17 protein-coding genes and 1 pseudogene are annotated in these 19692 nt (G+C 67.2%); 14 read left to right on the plus strand and 4 right to left on the minus strand.

The features are described 5' to 3' along the window. Positions 1 to 93 precede the first annotated feature (93 nt). A complete protein-coding gene (locus tag ABZ412_RS00640; RefSeq protein ID WP_357274660.1) occupies positions 94 to 1200 on the plus strand; it encodes a DUF475 domain-containing protein in 1107 nt (368 codons plus the stop codon). A 67-nt stretch (positions 1201 to 1267) separates the two neighbouring features. Here the strand turns inward: ABZ412_RS00640 and ABZ412_RS00645 are convergent, their stop codons facing one another. Both ABZ412_RS00645 and ABZ412_RS00650 read right to left on the minus strand, forming a co-directional pair. Next, complete coding sequence (locus ABZ412_RS00645) at positions 1268 to 2227, minus strand: DUF389 domain-containing protein (protein WP_357274662.1); 960 nt, start codon at positions 2225 to 2227, stop codon at positions 1268 to 1270. A 35-nt stretch (positions 2228 to 2262) separates the two neighbouring features. Then, positions 2263 to 3174 (minus strand): EamA family transporter, encoded by a 912-nt coding sequence (locus ABZ412_RS00650; RefSeq protein WP_357274664.1) that lies wholly within the window; start codon positions 3172 to 3174, stop codon positions 2263 to 2265. Positions 3175 to 3258: 84 nt separating this feature from the next. Between ABZ412_RS00650 and ABZ412_RS00655 the strand changes: the two genes are divergently transcribed. Beyond that, positions 3259 to 3819: an ABATE domain-containing protein gene (locus ABZ412_RS00655; RefSeq protein ID WP_357274667.1), complete on the plus strand. Its 561-nt coding sequence runs from the start codon at positions 3259 to 3261 to the stop codon at positions 3817 to 3819. Here ABZ412_RS00655 and ABZ412_RS00660 read toward each other — a convergent pair. Continuing rightward, entirely contained in the window at positions 3721 to 5076 is a 1356-nt protein-coding gene (locus ABZ412_RS00660) for a hypothetical protein (RefSeq protein WP_357275882.1), read from the minus strand. The genes ABZ412_RS00655 and ABZ412_RS00660 overlap by 99 nt on opposite strands. A 300-nt stretch (positions 5077 to 5376) precedes the next feature. On the opposite strand from ABZ412_RS00660, the gene rpsF reads away from it, so the two are divergent. The 10 genes and pseudogenes from rpsF to ABZ412_RS00710 all read left to right on the plus strand — a co-directional run bounded on the left by rpsF (position 5377) and on the right by ABZ412_RS00710 (position 16475). Beyond that, the gene (gene rpsF, locus ABZ412_RS00665) at positions 5377 to 5667 is read left to right on the plus strand and encodes a 30S ribosomal protein S6 (protein WP_357274669.1); all 291 of its coding nucleotides are present in this window, start codon (positions 5377 to 5379) and stop codon (positions 5665 to 5667) included. A 103-nt stretch (positions 5668 to 5770) separates the two neighbouring features. Beyond that, positions 5771 to 6328 (plus strand): single-stranded DNA-binding protein, encoded by a 558-nt coding sequence (locus tag ABZ412_RS00670; RefSeq protein ID WP_120739211.1) that lies wholly within the window; start codon positions 5771 to 5773, stop codon positions 6326 to 6328. Between the two features lie 61 nt (positions 6329 to 6389). Next, positions 6390 to 6659 (plus strand): 30S ribosomal protein S18, encoded by a 270-nt coding sequence (gene rpsR, locus ABZ412_RS00675; protein WP_040814320.1) that lies wholly within the window; start codon positions 6390 to 6392, stop codon positions 6657 to 6659. 17 nt (positions 6660 to 6676) lie between these two features. Next, positions 6677 to 7132, plus strand: coding sequence for a 50S ribosomal protein L9 (gene rplI / locus ABZ412_RS00680; RefSeq protein WP_357274672.1), 456 nt, complete (start codon positions 6677 to 6679; stop codon positions 7130 to 7132). A gap of 490 nt (positions 7133 to 7622) precedes the next feature. Beyond that, a complete protein-coding gene (dnaB, locus tag ABZ412_RS00685) occupies positions 7623 to 10268 on the plus strand; it encodes a replicative DNA helicase (protein ID WP_357274674.1) in 2646 nt (881 codons plus the stop codon). A gap of 744 nt (positions 10269 to 11012) precedes the next feature. Further along, positions 11013 to 11132 (plus strand): annotated as a pseudogene (locus ABZ412_RS00690) (LAGLIDADG family homing endonuclease); the annotation flags it as partial. A 196-nt stretch (positions 11133 to 11328) separates the two neighbouring features. Next, positions 11329 to 11811 (plus strand): hypothetical protein, encoded by a 483-nt coding sequence (locus ABZ412_RS00695; protein WP_357275970.1) that lies wholly within the window; start codon positions 11329 to 11331, stop codon positions 11809 to 11811. Positions 11812 to 11856: 45 nt separating this feature from the next. After that, complete coding sequence (locus tag ABZ412_RS00700) at positions 11857 to 13785, plus strand: CocE/NonD family hydrolase (RefSeq protein ID WP_357274676.1); 1929 nt, start codon at positions 11857 to 11859, stop codon at positions 13783 to 13785. Positions 13786 to 13901: 116 nt separating this feature from the next. After that, positions 13902 to 15827, plus strand: coding sequence for a DUF6301 family protein (locus tag ABZ412_RS00705; protein WP_357274678.1), 1926 nt, complete (start codon positions 13902 to 13904; stop codon positions 15825 to 15827). A gap of 9 nt (positions 15828 to 15836) precedes the next feature. Beyond that, positions 15837 to 16475 carry a methyltransferase domain-containing protein gene (locus ABZ412_RS00710; protein ID WP_357274681.1) on the plus strand — a complete coding sequence of 213 codons (639 nt, stop codon included), beginning with the start codon at positions 15837 to 15839 and terminating at the stop codon, positions 16473 to 16475. A gap of 12 nt (positions 16476 to 16487) precedes the next feature. On the opposite strand, the gene ABZ412_RS00715 is transcribed toward ABZ412_RS00710, so the two are convergent. Beyond that, positions 16488 to 16910 carry a helix-turn-helix domain-containing protein gene (locus ABZ412_RS00715; protein WP_357274683.1) on the minus strand — a complete coding sequence of 141 codons (423 nt, stop codon included), beginning with the start codon at positions 16908 to 16910 and terminating at the stop codon, positions 16488 to 16490. A gap of 66 nt (positions 16911 to 16976) precedes the next feature. Here ABZ412_RS00715 and ABZ412_RS00720 point away from each other — a divergent pair, with 66 nt between their 5' ends. Next, positions 16977 to 17900 (plus strand): NADP-dependent oxidoreductase, encoded by a 924-nt coding sequence (locus ABZ412_RS00720; RefSeq protein WP_357274685.1) that lies wholly within the window; start codon positions 16977 to 16979, stop codon positions 17898 to 17900. A gap of 68 nt (positions 17901 to 17968) precedes the next feature. Beyond that, positions 17969 to 19504, plus strand: a complete 1536-nt coding sequence (locus ABZ412_RS00725) for an FAD-binding protein (RefSeq protein WP_357274687.1) — start codon at positions 17969 to 17971, stop codon at positions 19502 to 19504. The last annotated feature ends 188 nt before the right edge of the window (positions 19505 to 19692 follow it).

The raw sequence follows: 19692 nt of genomic DNA on the forward strand, positions 1-19692 counted from the left end.
CGACACGTCGAGGGCTCGGTCGCACGAGCCCTCTTCGTGTGTCCGCTCGACCGGCATGTCACCCGACCCCGGCACAACGAAAGGCCCACTGCGGTGCGAATATTCGGCCTCTCCATCATCGTCACCGTACTGTCGCTGATCGCGGCGCTGGTGTACGGCGGACCCACGGCCCTGGTGCTGTGCGCCATCCTGGGCATCCTCGAGGTGTCCCTATCCTTCGACAACGCGGTCATCAACGCCAGCATCCTGCAGCGGATGAGCGAGTTCTGGCAGCGCATCTTCCTGACCATCGGCGTGGTCATCGCCGTGTTCGGTATGCGCCTGGTGTTCCCGCTGGCCATCGTGTGGATCACGGCCGGGCTCAGCCCCGTTCGCGCGTTCGACCTGGCCATGAACCCGCCCGCCGACGGCGCGCTCACCTTCCCCGACGGCAGCGCCTCCTACGAGAAGCTGCTCACCGACGCGCACCCGCAGATCGCGGCCTTCGGCGGCGCGTTCCTGCTGCTGCTGTTCTTCAACTTCATCCTCGAGGAGCACGAGGTCACCTGGCTGGGCTGGATCGAACGCCCGCTGGCCAAGCTCGGCAAGCTGGACATGCTCGCGGTGGTGCTCACCCTGGCGGGCATCGTCATCGCGGCGGAGTTCATCGCCCATGACGACGACCGCGGCACCGTGCTGCTGGCCGGCATCCTCGGCACCGTCACCTACATCGTGGTCGACGGACTCGGATCGCTCTTCCACACCGAGGAACACACGGGCGAAGGCGGACCCTCGGAGGTCGTGAAGGCCACCGGCAAGGCGGCGTTCTTCCTGTTCCTGTACCTGGAAGTGCTCGACGCCTCGTTCTCCTTCGACGGCGTGATCGGCGCGTTCGCCATCACCTCCGACCCGATCCTGATCGCCCTGGGCCTCGGCCTGATCGGCGCCATGTTCGTCCGCTCGATCACCGTGTACCTGGTGCGCAAGGGCACCCTCTCGGAGTACGTGTACCTCGAGCACGGCGCGTTCTGGGCCATCGGCGCCCTGGCGGTCATCCTGCTCATCACCATCGGCGTGCACGTCAACGAGGTGATCAGCGGTCTGGTCGGCGTGGCGTTCATCGGCGCGGCGTTCATCACCAGCATCATTCGCAACCGGCGCGAGGAAGCGGAAGCCGACGATGCGGAACCCGAACTGGAGAAGTCGCCCAGCCTGAGCTGACCCGCACACGAAACACGAAGCCCGCCGTCCGATTCCGGACGGCGGGCTTTTCTGTTCACACCGGGGGTCACACCATGCGGCGCGGGACGGCCAGATGTTTGGCACGCCGCACCGACACCCGCGACCACAGCGCCTGCTGCAGCCACAGGGTCAGCCATCCCGCCACCGCCATGCCCACGATGTTCACCAGCAACTGCGCGACACTGCCCCAGACCGTCGCGCCGTCGGCGACGGCCACACCGAGCGCGATATTGCCCGCCGCGGGGACGGTGGTCACCGAGATGAAAACCCCTGCCAGGCCGAGAGATTTCGCCGAGGTGATGGACAACACCCCGGCCGCGCCCGCGACCACCGCGACGATGAACGACCACTTGTCCGGCGTGTAGATGAACGCCGTGGCCGGGCGCGGCCCGGTCACCTGCGCCTCGGTGATCCAGCCCAGCGCCCGCGCGAGCAGCGCCAGCACGATGGTGACGCCGATGGCGGCCACGAAGCCGAACACCAAGGTGCGCAGGGCCAGTCGCAGGAGCACGAAACGCCGCCGGACCAGGGCGACCCCCAGCGCCGCGATCGGGCCGAACTCCGGACCCAGCACCATGGCTCCGACGGTGAGGATCTGGGAGTCGGTGACGATGGCGATGCTCGCGATCACGATGGCCAGCGTCAGGAAGCTCAGGTAGGTCCAGTTCAATTCGGATTCGTCGTAGGCCCGCTGCGCCACCTGCGCCCACACCACCGAATCCGAACTGCTGCCCGGGGTGCGCACCTCCGCCTCGAAACCGCTGCGCGACAGCCAGGTTCCGACCTGCTCGACCTCGATGCTGCCCTCCTGATGCACCCGCAGGTCGCGCAGGCGCTGGATGACGTCATTGGCGGCCTCGCGAGCGAGCTGCGCGGTGATCAGGTCGCCGGCCGGGCGCACCGCCGCGCCGCGCAGGACCACCAGGCCCGTCACCGCGTCGTCGTCGAGCACCTCGAGTACCGGGTCGGTCAGGGTGGCGGGGGCCAGGATCCGCAGGTGCAGCATGCGTCCAGTCTGCCGTGCCCGGGTATCCGGAACCGTCAGGCCCGCACGGGCTGTCGCAGGGCGATGCCCGATCGTCCGGTGGCGGGTGCGGCCGGCGCCCGCCGCGACGCCAGGACCAGGCCGAGCAGTCCGACACCCAGGCCCGCGATCGTCAAGGGCCGCAACGGCTGATCGATCACCAGCCAGGCCATCACCGCGGTGACGGCCGGAATCGCGAAGAAGAAGCGGCCGACCCGGGTGGTGTCCCAGCGCTGCAGCATGGTGTTCAACAGCAGGAACGCGCCCATGGAGTTCACCAGCACCATCCACACCATGGAACCCGCGAAGCGGGTCGGGTCGGCGACGTGGAATTCCCCACCGGCCCAGGCCATCACACCCGCGAAGGGCGCGCTCACCGCTACATGGAGGGCGGTGCCCGTGCGCGGATCGAGCGCCGGGGTGAAGCGCTTCTGGTACACGGTGCCCAGGCTCAGCCCGAGCAGCCCGACCACGCACAGCAGCAGCCCCGGCAGCGAGAAGGCCGGCTGATCCAGCACCGCGAGGCCGACGCCCACCCCGCCCACGCCGAAGCCCAGCCACTGCCGCGCGCTCACGGATTCGCCCAGGGCCCCGGCGAATACCGCGATCACCACCGGGCTCAGGCCCTGGACCAGGGAGATCACCGCGGCGGTGACGTGCTCGTGCATGGCGGTGTAGAAGGCGCCGAACTGGACCATCTGCATGAGCAGGCCCGCCACCAGGGTGTGCGCGAGCACCCGGCCGCGCGGCCAGACCGCACGGGTCAGCAGCGCGAACACGATGAGCAGCGCGCCCGCGATGCCGAAGCGGGCGAAGAGCACCAGCATCGGCGGGGCCGCGCCGACGCCGATGATCCCGGCGATGAAGGCGCTGCTCCACATGAGGATCAGGGCCGGTGGGCCCGCGACGTCCAAGAGCCGGTTCTCCATGATCCCTCCAAGCACTAACCCGTTCAGGTGGTTATCACCGTCGCACCGCGCCACATAACCTGTCAAGGGGGTTATGATCGGGACATGTCATCGTTCGCCGACCCGCACCTGTTCGTCAGCGGCAATCTCGCGCTGAACTTCATCGGCACGGCGCAGGAACGGCGTACCACCTTCATCGAACGCCTCACCAGCGCCGAAGAGCTGGGCGAATGGACCGTCGCGGCCGGAATCCTCGACACCGCGCCCGACTGCGCGGACGCCCTCGAACCCGCGCTCGCGCTACGCGAGGCGGCCTGGCGGCTCATGCAGGCCACCCTGCACGGCGAACCCCTCGCCGACGCCGACCGCACGCTGCTCAACCGGCACGCGCACGCCGGCCTGCCCGAACTCACGCTGCGCGCGGACGGTTCGGTCACCCGCGGCGGGACCATCGAATCCGCGCTCACCGCCATCGCCCGCTCGGCCGTCGAACTACTCGGCGGCCCGGAACGCGAACGGCTCAAGGAATGCGGGCGAGACGCCTGCACCCGCCTCTACCTGGACACCTCACGCGGCGGTTCGCGCCGGTGGTGCGATATGGCGGTCTGCGGAAACCGAGCCAAGGGCAAGGCTTTCCGCGCCCGGAACGCCGATACGGAAGGGTGACCGCTCCGAGGCGGACACGAACACGAAGAAGAACACCAGCAGCAGCACCGCCCGGCCCCACACGCCGATCTGCACCAGGTACTGCTCCACCTCGTACGGGTGACCCGACCCGAGCTCGTAGAAGTAGCGGAAGACGCCGACGCCGATACACAGATCCGCCAGCAGATACGCGATCACCAGGCTCCACGGCACCCGCAACAGCACCAGGAACGGGATCAGCCACAGCGTGTACTGCGGCGAATGCACCTTGTGGAACAACAGGAATCCACACAGCATGGCGCCGCTGACCCCGATCCACGGATACACCCCGGCCAGCCGATACCGGCGCACCCCCAGCCAGCAGGCCAGCACGAACGACGCCACCACCAGCGTCGGCGAGAGCACCGACACCACGTGCTGGAAGGCCGATTCCGAATCCTGCGACGGACCGAACAGCGGGCGCAATCCCCAGTACCAGATGGAATTCGTGGTGATATCGGCCTGCCGCAATTGCTGGAAGGTGATCGACGCGCGCCAGCCGTCGTAACCCGCGAGCGCGAACGGCAGATTGATCGCGACCACCGTGCCGATCGCGGTCGCGGCCACCATCAGCGCGCCGCGCACATCGAATCGTTTCTCCCGCAAGGGATGTTCACCGAGCAGCACGTAGATCAGCAACGGCAGCACGAAGATGCCCGGATACAACTTGAAACAGAAGCCGATCGCCAGGAACACCGCCGCGGCGATCGCGCGATCCCGCAGGGAATACCGGGTCAGCGTCGTCATCACGTAGAACGCGGCGACCGCGGTCGCGACCACCGGCAGTTCCCAATTGTGAAAGGCGTAGAGCACCAACGGCGGTGCGGCCGCCCACAACAATGCCGCCGGACCGGCCATACGGGCCAGCAGATACGCGGTCAACACAGCGAACGGGGCCAGCAGCAGCGCCGAATGCCACAGGAAGGCCGCGTCGGTGTGCGCGCCGATTCCGCCGATCCACATGAACAGGCCGCTGAGCACCGGATACTCCACCGCGCCGCCGGTCAGCTGACCGTCCGGGGTGATGCCGCCGGTTATATAAGGAAAGACGTGGTGATCGATGCCGCGACCCAGCCACAAGTACTGGATGTCGGAATAACAGACGTCCGAATCCTTGATCACGTCGAAGAGCGCGCTGCGCCCGGATTCGTCGTACGGGCCGACCGCGCAGCGCGCCTTGTTCACGAACGCGATCAGCAAGGTGAGCCCGCACACCAGCGTCGAGACGACCGCGATCATCGACCCGCGCGCATCGCCACGGCGGGGAGCGGCTGCAACGCTGACGACGGGTCGATTCGGCATGGGCATCACCCTAGGTGGCTGGTCGGCGTGTTCGCCTGTTCAAAATCTGGACGGGCCCGATTTCGCAGGCCACGCCTTGGTTATCTACCCCGGATCCGGCGCCGTGAACGCCGTCCGGACCCCTTTTCCGTTCATCGCGGCCGCTCATGTAGCCTTGTCGGGTTGCTGACGCAACGAACCCTCCTGCCCACGGACAGTCCGTGGGCCGTTCACAGTCCACAGGAGGTGATGAGGTCCGTGCGTCATTATGAAGTGATGGTTATTCTCGATCCAGCGATGGATGAGCGCACCGTCGGCCCGAACCTGAACAACATGTTGGGTGTTGTCGGGTCCGAGGGCGGCAAGGTCGACAACGTCGACATCTGGGGTCGCCGTCGTCTCGCCTACGAGATCGCCAAGCAGGCCGAGGGCATCTACGCGGTCGTCACCCTGACCGCCAAGTCCGAGACCGTCAGCGAACTCGATCGCCAGCTGGGCCTGAACGAGTCGGTGCTGCGCACCAAGGTGCTGCGCCTCGACAAGAAGTAAGACCAGTCCTCCCGCGACGTCGCTCGTAACCGTCGGTGCCAATCTCTAGGCTGACCGGTGAACGCGAGCGCATTGCGGACTGCACCGGAAAGCAGGAGGAACCATGGCCCAGGGCGACACGGTCATCACCGTCATCGGCAATTTGACGGCTGACCCCGAGCTTCGATTCACGCCCGCGGGAGCGGCCGTCGCGAACTTCACGGTCGCGTCGACTCCCCGTGTGTTCGACCGTAATACCAATGAATGGAAAGACGGCGAAGCGCTTTTCTTGCGCTGCAACATCTGGCGTGAAGCTGCGGAGAACGTTGCCGAGAGCCTGACCCGTGGCTCGCGAGTGATCGTGAGCGGACGACTGAAGCAGCGCTCCTACGAAACCCGCGAGGGTGAGAAGCGCACGGTCGTCGAACTCGAAGTCGACGAGGTGGGTCCCTCCCTGCGGTACGCGACCGCGAAAGTCAACAAGACCACCCGTGGCGGTGGTGGCGGCGGCTTCGGCGGTGGCGGACAGGGCGGCGGCGGCCAGCAAGGCGGCGGCGGCTTCTCCGGTGGTGGCAGTGGTGGGGGTCGTGGCGGCCAGAGCGCCGGCGACGACCCGTGGGGCAGCGCCCCCGCGGCCGGCTCCTTCGGGGGCGGGCCCATGGACGACGAACCGCCGTTCTAGACAACGGCTTTCCCCGGAATCCGCTTCGGCGGGATTCCCAAAATTACGGAGTTGAAAGACCATGGCCAAAGCACCGGCACGCGAAAAGGTGCTGAAGAAGAAGGCTTGCACCTTCTGCAAGGAAGACAAGGCCGGCAAGAAGAACAACACGGCCGGCGCGAAGATCGACTACAAGGACACCGCGCTGCTGCGCAAGTACGTGTCCGACCGTGGCAAGATCCGCGCGCGCCGGGTGACGGGCAACTGCGTCCAGCACCAGCGCGATATCGCTGTCGCCGTGAAGAACTCGCGTGAGGTCGCTCTGCTGCCTTACGTGTCCACCGCTCGCTGAGAAAGGAAGACACAGCTATGAAGCTCATCCTCACCGCTGATGTCGACAACCTCGGTGCGCCCGGCGACACCGTGGAAGTCAAGGACGGCTACGGCCGTAACTTCCTGCTCCCGCGCGGCCTGGCGATTGTCGCCACCCGTGGCGCGGAGAAGCAGGTCGAGGGCATTCGCCGGGCACAGGATGCCCGCCGCGTGCGCGACCTGGACCACGCCAACGAGCTGAAGCAGGCCATCGAGGGCCTGACCGGCGTGTCGCTCGCGGTCAAGACCGCCGGCACCGGCAAGCTCTTCGGTTCGGTCACCGCGGCCGACGTCGCCTCGGCGATCAAGACCGCCGGCGGCCCGGTCGTCGACAAGCGCAGCATCGAGCTGCCGAAGGCCCACATCAAGAGCACCGGCAAGCACGGTGTCGTGGTGCATCTGCACCCGGATGTGGTCGCCAAGGTCGACCTGCAGGTCACTGCCGCCGAGTAATTCGGTTGATCGGAGGCCGCCTCACCCGTGGGGGCGGCCTCCGATTTCTTTTGTTTGCTCAGGAATCGCCAGATTTCGGATCGGTTGTGGATTGCCCAGCAAACCAACCGTTTTCGTTGTGCGACCAGTCACACCAGTGTGACCGTTCGTTAACCCAACACGCCCGGCCGTTGCCGTCCAGCGACACGCCGCACGAAATTGATCCACAGCTGCGAACAATGAGAATTACGCCACTACCAGCGCTTTGAGCAGCGCAATCGACTGTTGTCCCCAAGTTTTCCACAGGGGGTGCACAACAGGCGGTGAACAATACCCACGTTATCCACAGGTGTGTACACAGCTCGGTTTGGCGGGTCACCGTCCGGTCGCCTAGGTTCGCCTTCGAGGTCGTGACCACGGCTCGAGCGTGGCGGTCCCAACATGTCGGTGCGCTGGCGTACAACGGGTCTTGCACGCCGTTGCGGCGCGAGCAGAGAGGACGGTCGAGCCCATGGCAGTCGTCGATGATCGCGGCCACGACGATCACGCGCACTCCGACTATCCCGACGCTCCCGGTGAGGATTTCGGCCGTCAGCCGCCTCACGACATGGCGGCGGAACAATCCGTTCTCGGTGGCATGCTGCTGTCCAAGGACGCCATCGCCGACGTCGTCGAAGTCATCCGCCCCGGCGACTTCTACCGCCCCGCGCACCAGGCCGTCTACGACGCCATCCTCGACCTCTACGGCCGCGGCGAACCCGCCGACCCGGTCACCGTCGCCGCCACCCTGGACCGCAAGGGCGAACTCAAACGCATCGGCGGCGCACCGTATCTCGTCACCCTGACCCAAACGGTCCCCACCGCCGCCAACGCCGGCTACTACGCCGAGATCGTCGCGGAGAAGTCGGTGCTGCGCCGCCTCGTCGAAGCGGGCACCCGCATCGTCCAATACGGCTACGCCGGCGCCGACGGCCAGGACGTGGCCGAGGTCGTGGACCGCGCCCAGGCCGAGCTCTACGACGTCACCGAACGCCGCTCCAGCGAGGACTTCGCACCCCTCACCGACATCCTCCAGCCGACGATGGACGAACTCGACTCCATCGCCTCCCGAGGTGGCATCTCCCTCGGCGTCCCCACCGGCTTCACCGAACTCGACGAGATCACCAACGGCCTCCACCCCGGCCAGATGGTCATCGTCGCGGCCCGACCCGGCGTGGGCAAGGCTCTCGCGCTCGATACCCCGCTGCCGACACCGGGCGGCTGGACCACCATGGGCGAGGTCAAGGTCGGCGACGAGTTGCTGGACGCGCAGGGCCGACCCACACGTGTGGTCGCCGGCACCGAAGTGATGCTGGACCGCCCTTGCTACGAGGTCGAATTCTCGGACGGCACAGTCATAGTCGCGGACGAACAACATCAGTGGCTCACCGAGACACGATCCTCGCGCCGGTCGGCGCAGCAGGCCGCCACCGGCCAGAACCGGTATCGGAATCAGAAGACCTTCGCGGAAGTGCGGACGACTGCCGAAATCGCGGCCACTGTGCGCTGCACGACCGCCGATCGACGGCTCAACCACTCGGTGGTCAACACCAAGGCACTGCAATTGCCCGAGCGCGAGCTGCTCTTGCCCCCGTACACATTGGGTGCTTGGCTCGGCGACGGTAGTTCGGCATGTGCACAGCTGACCACGGCCGACCCCGAGATCGTGTATCGGATCGAGAACGAGGGCATCGTGGCGACGCACTCGGATTCCGCACCGCTGCGCTACAGCCTCCGGCTACCCGAGGACGCGCCGATCGATCCGCGCGACTGCATCGTCTGCGGTACGGAGTTCATCCCATTCACCAGTGAGGTCCGCACCTGCGGCCGATCCTGCGGTGGTAAAGCTCGTTTCGTCTCCGGTCCGGCGCCCAGCCCGACCTGCCCGCAGTGCGGCGGCCCGTCCATCGGACTGCGTCTGTGCCAGTCCTGCCGCAATTCCGTCGGCAGCGTGCAAGCTCGGCTGCGCACCATCGGGGTGCTCAACGACAAGCACATTCCTGCCGAGTACCTGCGCGCTTCCGAGACGCAACGACGCGCCCTGCTCGCCGGCCTGCTCGACACCGACGGGACCGTCACCAAGGGCGGCTCGGTCCAGTTCGCAGTGACCAACGAGCAGCTTGCCCGGGATACCGAAGAGCTGATCGTGAGCCTCGGCTACCGCTGCCGGCTGTCGACCAAGCGAGTCCGAGGCCGTACCGAAGCGAGTTCGACCGCCTACACCCTGACCTTCGCCACCGAAGACGAGGTCTTCGGTCTGAGCCGAAAAGAGCTGCTGCACAAGCAACGACGTGGCGCGGCCACTACATCACGCTCCAGCTCGCGGTGCATCGTGGATGTCCGTCCGATCGCATCGGTCCCCGTTCGCTGTGTGGAGGTGGACAACGCGGATCATCTCTACCTCGCGAGCCGAGCGATGATCCCGACTCACAATTCCACCCTGGGCATGGATTTCATGCGCAGCTGCTCCATCAAGCACGGCATGGCCAGCGTCATCTTCTCCCTGGAAATGAGCCGCACCGAAATCGTCATGCGCCTCCTATCCGCGGAAGCGAAAATCAAACTGGGCGATATGCGTTCGGGGCGTATGAGCGACGACGACTGGACCAAGCTGGCGCGGCGCATGAGCGAGATCAGCGAAGCGCCGCTGTTCGTGGATGATTCGCCGAACCTGACGATGATGGAAATTCGGGCGAAGGCTCGACGGCTCAAGCAGAGGCACGATCTGCGCCTTATCGTGGTGGACTATCTCCAGCTGATGAGTTCAGGTAAAAAGGTTGAATCGCGACAGCAGGAAGTTTCTGAATTTTCGCGAAGCCTGAAGCTCATGGCGAAGGAACTGGAGGTGCCTGTGATCGCGATTTCGCAGCTCAACCGCGGTCCTGAGCAGCGGACGGATAAGCGGCCCATGGTGTCCGATTTGCGCGAGTCGGGATCGCTTGAACAGGATGCCGACATGGTTATTCTGTTGCATCGCCCTGATGCATTCGAACGAGATGACCCTCGCGGCGGCGAAGCGGATTTAATTTTGGGTAAGCACCGAAATGGTCCTACTGCGACGATTACCGTTGCTCACCAATTGCACCTGAGTCGCTTCGTCGATATGGCACGAGGTTAGCATAATTCGCTGCCGTCGAACACGGATTCGAGATACATTGAGTTCGTGCAGACAAACCATGCTCCCGAGGAGTCATCCGGTAGACGCACCAAAACCTTTGGGTCCTGCAGACTGGGCGGTCTAGCAGAATCGGCACAAGTCTTCCGCGCCGATAATGGGACTTCTATATCACTGAAGAAACTTCTGGACAGCGGTGAACGCCCACCCGTGTGGTCCCTCGACGAGCGGATGCGCTTCGTCCCGCGGATGATCGAGAAGATATCCCGAAGCGGCCGCGCCAAAGTCGTGCGCCTTCACGTGGCGTCCGGCCGTTCGCTGGAGATGGCAGCCGATTCACAGCTATTGACCGTGAGCGGCTGGCGACCGGCAGAGGCACTCGGAGTCAACGACCGGGTTGCCATCCCACGTTGGATCCCGCAGCCCGTGAGCGCCATCGAAATGCCCGATCCCGAGGTGATCCTGTTGGCTCACATGATCGGTGATGGGTCCTGCGTGAAGCGCCAGCCCATCCGCTACGCCAGCATCGACGAGGAGAATCTGGCTGCCGTGACAGCGGCTGCCTCCCACTTCGGTATCACTGCGGTCCGCGATGACTACGCGGCAGCGAGAGTGACTACGCTCCGCTTGCCCGCGCCATACCGCCTCGCACGAGGAAAGCGGAATCCAGTCGCAGCGTGGCTCGACGAACTCGGCCTGTTCGGTTTGCGCAGTTATGACAAGTTCGTTCCGGCACCGGTCTTCGCCATGCCCACCGAACTTATTGCAATATTTCTGAGACACCCGTGGGCAACTGACGGGTCCGTCCGCTGGAACGCACGTGGACGCCAAGCGCGGATCTACTATGCCTCGACCAGTCACCGATTGATCGACGACGTCAACGACCTACTCCTCCGGCTGGGAGTCCACGGCCGGATCAAGCGAGTCCCGGAAGGCCGGATACCGCGACTGCTGGCACCTCCTGGTCGACGGCGGCGAGAACCAGACAACCTTCTGCGAGGACATCGGAGTCCATGGCGCACGCGGCAAGTCAGCGGAGGCTGTTCTGACCGAACTCGACACGATGACGTTCAACACCAACGTCGACACGATTCCCAAGGAGATCTGGGATACCGTGCGAGCGCTTCTTCCGGCACGCAATATGACTCATCGGGAATTCCAAGCGGCGATGGGGACCAAGTTTTGCGGGTCCACCATGTGGAAGCACGCACCAAGCCGGCTGCGCCTCGCTCGTGCGGCGGAGATCCTGGATGCACCCGAGCTGGCGATGCTCTGCACCAACGATGTGTTCTGGGATCGGATCGCCGACGTGACCGATCTTGGAGAACAGGACATCTTCTCGGCATCCGTTCCAGGTACTGAGAACCTTGTTGCACAGGGGTTTCCGTCTACGCCGGAAACTAGCCTGTCCATCCGCGGGGGTCCTATTCGTCGGTTCGGTCGAACCTGCGAAAGGACCTACCGTGGATATCACCGACAAGACGGCGGCTGCTGGGCGGCGGGAGTGGCTGGGGCTGGGTGTGCTGGCCTTGCCTATTCTGTTTGAGCGATTGTCGGCCGGTGGGGGTGGGGGCGGCGTTACCGTCGATTCATGACCCGGAGTGGGCGACGGCGTGGCCGGATCGCACAGGTGGGCGTGGTGGTCGGCGTGGTCGCGCTGATCGCCGCCGGGTGCGGGAGCGGCGGCGGGTCGGGGCCGCAGGACGCGGGGAGCTGGCCGCCCGCGGGTGGGCGTGGGGCGTGCGCGGTGGACAAGCAGGAGGACGTACCCGCGACCATGCGGGACGGGGTGGTGTTGAAGTCCGATGTGTATCGGCCGAGGACCGGTGATGCGGTGCCGGTGGTGCTGATGCGGACGCAGTACGGGAAGGCGTCGGCGCAGATCCAGCCGTACCGGTATCGGACGCCGGAGTGGTTCGCTTCGCACTGCTATCTCGTTGTGGTGCAGGATATTCGCGGACAGGGTCGGTCGGCGGGGGTGTTCACCGAGTTCGGGAACGACATGACCGACGGCTACGACTCGGTGGAGTGGGCGGCCGCGCTGCCGGGGACGAATGGCAAGGTCGGGATGTATGGGTCGTCCTATGTCGGTGCGACGCAGTGGCTTGCGGCGATCAGCACGCCGCCGCATCTGACCACGATCGTTCCGGCCAATACCGCCTCGGATTACTACGACGGGTGGACTTACGAGGGCGGAGCGTTCCGGTTGGGGTTCGTCGAGCCGTGGGCCATGGAGACGATCGGGGCGAGCGCGGCCGCCAATCGCGGCGATACCGGCACCGCCAAGCAGCTGGCGGCCGACGGCGCGAACTACACCCGGTGGCTGGGTTTCCGCCCGTATCAGCAGTTTCCGCCGCTGCACCCGGGGGATCCGGTGATCGCGCCGTGGTTCTACGACTGGGTGCGGCATTCGACCCGCGACGACTATTGGAAGCAGTGGAGCATTCGGGACCGGTACGCGAGTGTCACAGTCCCCGTCTTGAATTTCGAGGGCTGGTACGACGCGTTCCTGGCCGGTGGCGTGGAGAACTTCACGGGGATGGTGGCCGGGGGCGGTTCGCCGGAGGCACGGGCAGGGCAGCGGCTGGTGCTGGGGCCCTGGGATCACCTGGGATGGGGTCGGCCCGGAAGCGGGGTGACGACGCCCCTGCTGGCCGCGACCGGGGCGGCGGGCGACAGTCCGATCAATGAGCTGATGCTGGCCTGGTTCGACCATTTCCTGAAGGGCGAGGACAACAAGGTTTCCGGGCGGCCGGTGGTCGACTATTTCGTGATGGGCGCGAACAAGTGGAAGTCGGCGTCGGCGTGGCCGTTGCCGAATACCCGCTGGACCACCTACTACCTGTCCGGGAACGGCGGCAATTCGATGCTGGGGCGGACGGGCGCGCTGACCGCCGAAGCGCCGAAGGATCCGCAGCAGCCGGATCGGTTCGAGTACGACCCGTTGAATCCGGTGCCGAGCGCGGGCGGGCATTCGTGTTGCGGGGCGTCGTCGGGGCCGCAGGGGCCGGTGGATCAGTTCGTGGTGGAGCAGCGGTCGGATGTGCTCACCTATACGACCGCGCCGATGCCGGGGAATACGGAGATCACCGGTCCGGTTCGAATGACGTTGTGGGCGGCCTCGAGTGCGCCGGATACCGATTTCACGGCGAAGCTGGTGGCGGTGGCGCCGGACGGGTCCACGGTGAACCTCAACAATGGGATCATTCGGGCGGCGTTCCGGGATTCGCTGGAGCATCCGACGCCGATCGTGCCGGGGCAGCCGTACAAGTACTCGATCGATATCTGGCCGACGAGTTATCTGGTGAAAGCGGGATACAAGATCCGGGTGGAGGTGTCGAGCAGCGATTTCCCGCAGTTCGCGCCGAATCCGAATACCGGTGATCCGTTCGGGGAGAACACGAATACGCAGGTCGCGACGCAAACCGTCTATCACGACCTGGAGCATCCGTCGGCGCTGGTGCTGCCGATCATTCCGGCGGGCGACGCGGGAAGTTCGCGATTCCCGACCGAGCATTGAAGACCGTGGCCGGGCTTCCCGTGAGTTGTCCGCCCCGTGGGAAGCGCCGGCCGCTTACATAATAGTCGCGGCCGCGTAGTTTCCCGACATGGCCGGGCCGGGGTTAGTGTCGCGAGGTGGGATTCGAGGTGCGGGTCGATATCGCGGGTGCGGTCGAGATCGTCGGTGCGGCCGCGGGGTTCGGCTGGCGTTGGGGTTCCGGGAATGCCGCGGAATTCGCCCGACTGGTCGGTTGGACCGGGCCGCAACCGGTCGGCACCCTCCGCAACGGTCCGGTCTTCTCGCGCACCGGGCTGCCGGTGTGGTGGGACTCGGCCATGTTCTGGGGCAGTGACCGCGGCCTGGACCATGTGCGCGTGGCCATCTCCGATTGCCCGGATCCCGCGGACGCCCGCAGCCGGGACCTGCTCGCCGCCGCCATGGCCCGCGCCGCCGCGGAGTTCACCACCCGCTGGGGCGATCCGGAGACCACCGCCGCGGGTCCCGCCGAGGGCCTGGCCTGGCGTTTCCCGAATGTCTTCGCGGGTCTGACGATCGGCGCGGACACCGTGGACCTGCTGCTGGTGAACCCGACCGCGCAACGGTATTGGATGGGGCGCCGCCACGAGGCCGCCCGCCGCCGCGCCGCCGTGGGCCCCTGGATCCGGTTCGCCGAGAGCCTGGCGGGATTCCTGGAGACGCTGCCGCTCGACGGGCGACTGCTGGTGACCGCGCCCGGTGGGCGCTTCGTGCAGTTCGAGTCCGGGCCGGAGCAGCTGGCGGGCGAGCTGGCCCGCAGCGAATTCATCGATCCCGCCTGGTATTACGGCCCCGAACTGGAACGACAGCTCATCGAGCTGGGCTGGACGCCGCCTCGCGAGGGCAATTGGACGCGCGCCCTCTCCCGGCGCGCGGGCACCGTCGCCATGAGCGGGCTGGCCCTGCGCACCACCGACACGCTGCGCGCGGTCGGGGTCGCCGCACCGACCGAACTGGTGGCCGACGCCTGGGTGGAGGGCGGCACCGATCTGGAGGTGAGCACGCTCGGCATTCCGCCGCACCCGACTTCCCGCACCCAGCGCGCGGAATTCCTGCGCCGCCACGCCGTCTCCGAATTCGATGCCGGGCCGCTGCGCGTGGATGTGCCCGCCGGCGTCGAGATCGCCCGTGCGGCCCGCGCCTTCGAGTGGACCTGGACCCGCGCCGACCTGGACGGTTTCGCCGCCGCCGTGGGCTGGAAACCGGTGCACGACACCGATGTCGGGGTGCGCACGGTGTGGGCCGACACCGCGCTCCGCGTGGACGATCCGCGCGCCCGCTTCTGCTTCGACGGCGACCGGCTCGAGGCGGTCTGCGTCACGCTCAGCGACAGCATCGAATCCTTCCTCTACGACGAGGGGCTGCCCGCCGAGGTCGCGGCGCAGCGCACCGCCGCTCGGGCCCGTGCGCTGGACGGGTTCCGCGCCGAATTCGGGGCGCCCCGGCACGCGGTGCTGGGCCAGGCGTACGGACCGGCCTGGCCGGAGGGCCGCCTCACCTTGGGCCTGGTTCCGGAGACCGACACGGTGGAGCTGTATCTGGTGCGGCCGGGCGAACGCGACCGCCGCCTCATCATCGAGCAGCAGCGGGCCGCGTATCGCGCGCACGATCGCGAATGGGAGCAGTGCTACGAGGAATTGGCCGCTCTCATCACCGATCTGGCGGACTCCGGCCAGCTCACCGTGGATGCCGGGGACCCGCATCGGGCCCGGGTCGACCGGGACGGCGACCTGCTGCGCCTGGAACTTGCCACCGCCACCGCCCGCGAATTGTCGCCGCGCGTGTTGAAGTTCATGCTGCGCGACGGCTGGCAGCATCCCGATCACCGCTATCCGCTGTGGCACATCGACCTTCAGCTGCCCGCGCTGCCGCGGGACCTGCGCCGTCTGGCTCGGCTGGCGATCCTGCCGCTGCGCACCCTGATGCCACCGCAGGCCCGGTTGCGGGTGCTGTTGAACGGCGAGTACCTGCCGGTTCGGGCACCGTCCACGGGCGCGATCGGGGCACTGCCGACGGAGGCCTAGAGTCGAAACATGGTGGACAGTGCGGACATAAGGGTTACCCGGGACGCGTACGACGAGGTCGCGGAGCTGTACACCGATATGTTCCGGCGGCAGTTGCGGGACAACCCGTTCGACGCCGTGATGCTCGACGCGTTCGCCCACACGGTGCGGGAGCACGGGGCGGGACCGGTCGCCGATATCGGCTGCGGTCCGGGCCGGATCACCACGCATCTGGCGGCGGCCGGACTGGAGGTGTCCGGAATCGACCTGTCGCCGGAGATGATCCGGATCGCCCGCGAGCAGTACCCGGACCTGTCCTTCGAGGTCGGCTCGATGGAGCGGCTGCGGTTCGAGGACGAGTCGCTGGCCGGAATCGTGGCCTGGTACTCCATCATTCACACCCCGCCGGCCCGGATTCCCGATGTGCTGACCGAATTCGCCCGGGTGCTGCGACCCGGCGGGCACGCGCTGTTCGGCTTCCAGGCCGCCGACGAACCGACCGGCGTGCACGACTACGACCACAAGGTCGCCCCCGCCTACCGCTGGGCTCCGGTCACGTTCGCCGAAGCGCTGGCCGCGCACGGCTTTCGCGCCACCGCGACGCTGGCCCGGGAGGCCCGCCCCGACGAGCGCACCCCGCAGGCCACCGTGCTGGCGGTCAAGGTGTGAGCGAACCCGGGTTCAGGAGCTGACCGGTTCCGGCTCGCGGGCCGCCCGTTCGTCGAAAGCGGCTCGGGCGACGGCGATCTCATCGGCGTGCCGCAGCGCCCACTGTCCCATGGCGTGCGTGATGTGCCCGAGATCCGCGCCGAGTTCGGTCAGCGCGTACTCGACCCGGGGCGGCACGGTCGGGTACACGGTCCGCCGGACCAGCCCGTCACGTTCCAGGTCTCGCAGCGTGCGGGTGAGCACCTTCTGGGTGATGCCGTCGAGGCGGCGGCGCAGTTCGTTGAACCGGATCGGGCCGCCCTCCTTGCGCAGCGTGCCCAGCACCAGCAACACCCATTTGTCGGCGAGCACCGCGAGCACATCGCGGGCGGGGCAGCGCCGCAGGTAGCTGTCGACCAGATTTCCGGATGGCTCCCAGTCGGAGACGGTATCCATGAGGTACCTCGGGATCAAAAGAGTGCCTTCTTCCCGATGGAGACTATCCCGCGCAGGATCGAGATCATGAAAGCGATCAGTCAGCGCACCCTCGGCGGACCCGGCGTTCTGGAGACAGTGGAGGTCCAACGGCCGCGCCCCGGCGCACGTGAGGTGCTGGTGCGGGTGGAGGCCACCTCGATCAATGCCGCTGATTGGAAACTGCGCTCCGGCGCGATCACCAAACTGGGCCCGCCGCCGTTCACCCTGGGCCTGGACCTGTCGGGCGTGGTCGCCGAAGTCGGGGCGGAGGTCACCGAATTCCGGCCCGGGGACGAGGTTTTCGGCAATGTCGTCAGCCGTTCGGGCGCGAACGCCGAATACACGGTGACCCCTGCGGAATTCCTCGCCGACAAGCCCGCCGGACTCGATCACGTCCGAGCCGCCGCGCTGCCCACCGCGGCACTCACGGCGTGGCAGGCTCTCGCCGACGTCGAACCGGGACAGCGGGTTCTGGTACACGCGGCAGCGGGTGGCGTCGGCCATCTGGCGGTGCAGATCGCGAAGGAGCGCGGCGCGTACGTGATCGGCACGGCCCGCACCGCCAACCACGAATTCCTGCGCGACCTGGGCGGCGACGAGCTGATCGATTACACGACAACCGATTTCACCACCGCCGTGCGCGACGTGGACCTGGCCTTCGATTTGGTCGGCGGCGATTACGCGGCCCGATCTCTGCGCGTGCTCACCCCGCGCGGCAGGGTGATCGACGCCCAGGGCGAGGAAGCGCTCGACGATCCCCGCTACCACCGTCACTACTTCACCCCGTCCGGCGCGGACCTCGCCCGGGTGGCCGAGCTGGTGGTGGCCGGTCGCCTGCGCGCGGTGATCGACCGGGTGCTGCCGCTCGCCGACGCGGCCGCGGCGCACGCGCTGGGCGAGTCCGGGCGGGTGCGCGGCAAAATCGTGCTGACCTCCTGGAACCGATCGGCTATCCGGCCATTGGGATAGTTGATGCGCCGGGCGCGCCCGCCCGCATACCGTCGCGCGGAGAGACCGCGTCGATCAGGGAGCAAACGGTGACGGACTGGAACGAAGAAGTCGATGTCCTGGTGGCAGGGTCGGGCGGCGGCCTGGCCGGGGCCTATACGGCCGCCCGCGAGGGGCTGAGCGTGGCGGTGGTCGAGGCCACCGAGAAGTTCGGCGGCACCACCTCGTTCTCCGGTGGCGGCGGCGTCTGGTTCCCCTGCAACCCGGTGCTGCGGCGCGAGGGCGTGGACGACACCGTCGAGGACGCGCTCACCTACTTCCGCGCGGTGGTCGGCGACCGCACCCCGGCGGACCTGCAGGAGACCTACATCCGCAATGGCGCGAAGGTCATCGAGTACCTGGAGCAGGACGACGCGTTCACGTTCCAGATGTTCCCGTGGCCGGACTACTTCGGCAAGGCCCCGAAGGCGCGTCTGGACGGCAAGCGGCACATCGTGCCCGCGCCGCTGAAGGCCGCCAAGCTGGGTGAGCTGAGCGAGTCCGTGCGCGGACCGCTGGCCACCGAACGGCACGGCGACCCGCAGCCGGACTATCTGATCGGTGGGCGCGCCCTGGTCGGCCGCTTCCTGCTGGGCCTGTCGAAGTACCCGAACGTGGCGCTGCACCTGAACACCGCGCTGGTCGAGCTGGTGACCGAGGACGGCGCGGTGACCGGTGCGATCGTGGAGCGCGACGGTCAGCGCATCGCCATCCGGGCCCGCAAGGGCGTGCTGCTGGCGGCCGGTGGTTTCGAGGGCAACGACGAGTTGCGCCGGCGCTACGGCGTGCCAGGCGTGGCCCGGGACACCATGGGGCCGTGGGGCAATCAGGGCAAGGCGCACGTGGCGGGCATCGCGGCGGGTGCGGACACCGACCTGATGGATCAGGCGTGGTGGTCGCCGGGCCTCATCCATCCCGACGGACGCGCGGCGTTCGCGCTGTGGTTCACCGGCGGCATCTTCGTCAACCAGGCCGGTGAGCGGTTCGTCAACGAGTCCGCGCCCTACGACCGGCTCGGCCGCGACATCATCGAGCACCTCGACGACGGCTCGGTGACCCTCCCGTTCTGGATGATCTACGACGACGCCGAGGGCGTGGTGCCGCCGATCAAGGCCAGCAATGTGCCGATGGTCGAGGCGGAACGCTTCATCGAGGCGGGCCTGTGGAAGACCGCCGACACGCTGGAGGGTCTGGCCATGGAGATCGGCGTGCCCGCCGACGCGCTGATCGCCACCGTGGCCCGCTTCAACGAATTCGTGACCGCGGGCGTCGATCCGGACTTCGGCCGCGGCGACGAGGCCTACGACCGCGCCTTCTCCAATGGCGAACCGCCGCTGGCCCCGATCGTGCGGGGCCCGTTCCACGCGGCCGCCTTCGGCATCTCCGACCTGGGCACCAAGGGCGGTCTGCGCACCGACACCGCCGCCCGCGTCCTGAACGAGGCGGGCGAACCCATCCCGGGTCTGTACGCCGCCGGCAACACCATGGCCGCGGTCAGCGGCACCGTCTACCCCGGTGGCGGCAACCCGATCGGCGCGTCGGTGCTGTTCAGCCACCTCGCCGCGCTCGACATGAGCTCCCGCTAGAACACCCCGGAGAACACCCCGGAGGTTCGCGGCGCAAGCGCGGGGTGGCGGAGCGCTCGTTCTGGACCGAGTGGAGCGGGGGAGCGCAGCGGAGGAGCGGAGGGAAGAACGAGACCTCCAGCACGCCGCGAACCCGCCCCGGAGCGAAGCGGAGGGGCAAATCGAGCACAGTGTGATGCGATGGAGGC

The sequence above is a fragment of the Nocardia sp. NPDC005746 genome (assembly GCF_040630785.1).
Lineage (GTDB): Bacteria > Actinomycetota > Actinomycetes > Mycobacteriales > Mycobacteriaceae > Nocardia.

What these genes read in the sequence shown, in the direction of transcription:
- rpsR (WP_040814320.1), top strand. Translation starts at nt 6,390, where the DNA reads ATGGCCAAAGCACCGGCACGCGAAAAGGTGCTGAAGAAGAAGGCTTGC.
- dnaB (WP_357274674.1), top strand. Translation starts at nt 7,623, where the DNA reads ATGGCAGTCGTCGATGATCGCGGCCACGACGATCACGCGCACTCCGAC.
- ABZ412_RS00645 (WP_357274662.1), bottom strand. Translation starts at nt 2,227, where the DNA reads ATGCTGCACCTGCGGATCCTGGCCCCCGCCACCCTGACCGACCCGGTA.
- ABZ412_RS00720 (WP_357274685.1), top strand. Translation starts at nt 16,977, where the DNA reads ATGAAAGCGATCAGTCAGCGCACCCTCGGCGGACCCGGCGTTCTGGAG.
- ABZ412_RS00710 (WP_357274681.1), top strand. Translation starts at nt 15,837, where the DNA reads ATGGTGGACAGTGCGGACATAAGGGTTACCCGGGACGCGTACGACGAG.
- ABZ412_RS00670 (WP_120739211.1), top strand. Translation starts at nt 5,771, where the DNA reads ATGGCCCAGGGCGACACGGTCATCACCGTCATCGGCAATTTGACGGCT.
- rplI (WP_357274672.1), top strand. Translation starts at nt 6,677, where the DNA reads ATGAAGCTCATCCTCACCGCTGATGTCGACAACCTCGGTGCGCCCGGC.
- ABZ412_RS00700 (WP_357274676.1), top strand. Translation starts at nt 11,857, where the DNA reads ATGACCCGGAGTGGGCGACGGCGTGGCCGGATCGCACAGGTGGGCGTG.
- ABZ412_RS00655 (WP_357274667.1), top strand. Translation starts at nt 3,259, where the DNA reads ATGTCATCGTTCGCCGACCCGCACCTGTTCGTCAGCGGCAATCTCGCG.
- ABZ412_RS00695 (WP_357275970.1), top strand. Translation starts at nt 11,329, where the DNA reads ATGACGTTCAACACCAACGTCGACACGATTCCCAAGGAGATCTGGGAT.
- ABZ412_RS00650 (WP_357274664.1), bottom strand. Translation starts at nt 3,174, where the DNA reads ATGGAGAACCGGCTCTTGGACGTCGCGGGCCCACCGGCCCTGATCCTC.
- ABZ412_RS00715 (WP_357274683.1), bottom strand. Translation starts at nt 16,910, where the DNA reads ATGGATACCGTCTCCGACTGGGAGCCATCCGGAAATCTGGTCGACAGC.
- ABZ412_RS00660 (WP_357275882.1), bottom strand. Translation starts at nt 5,076, where the DNA reads ATGATCGCGGTCGTCTCGACGCTGGTGTGCGGGCTCACCTTGCTGATC.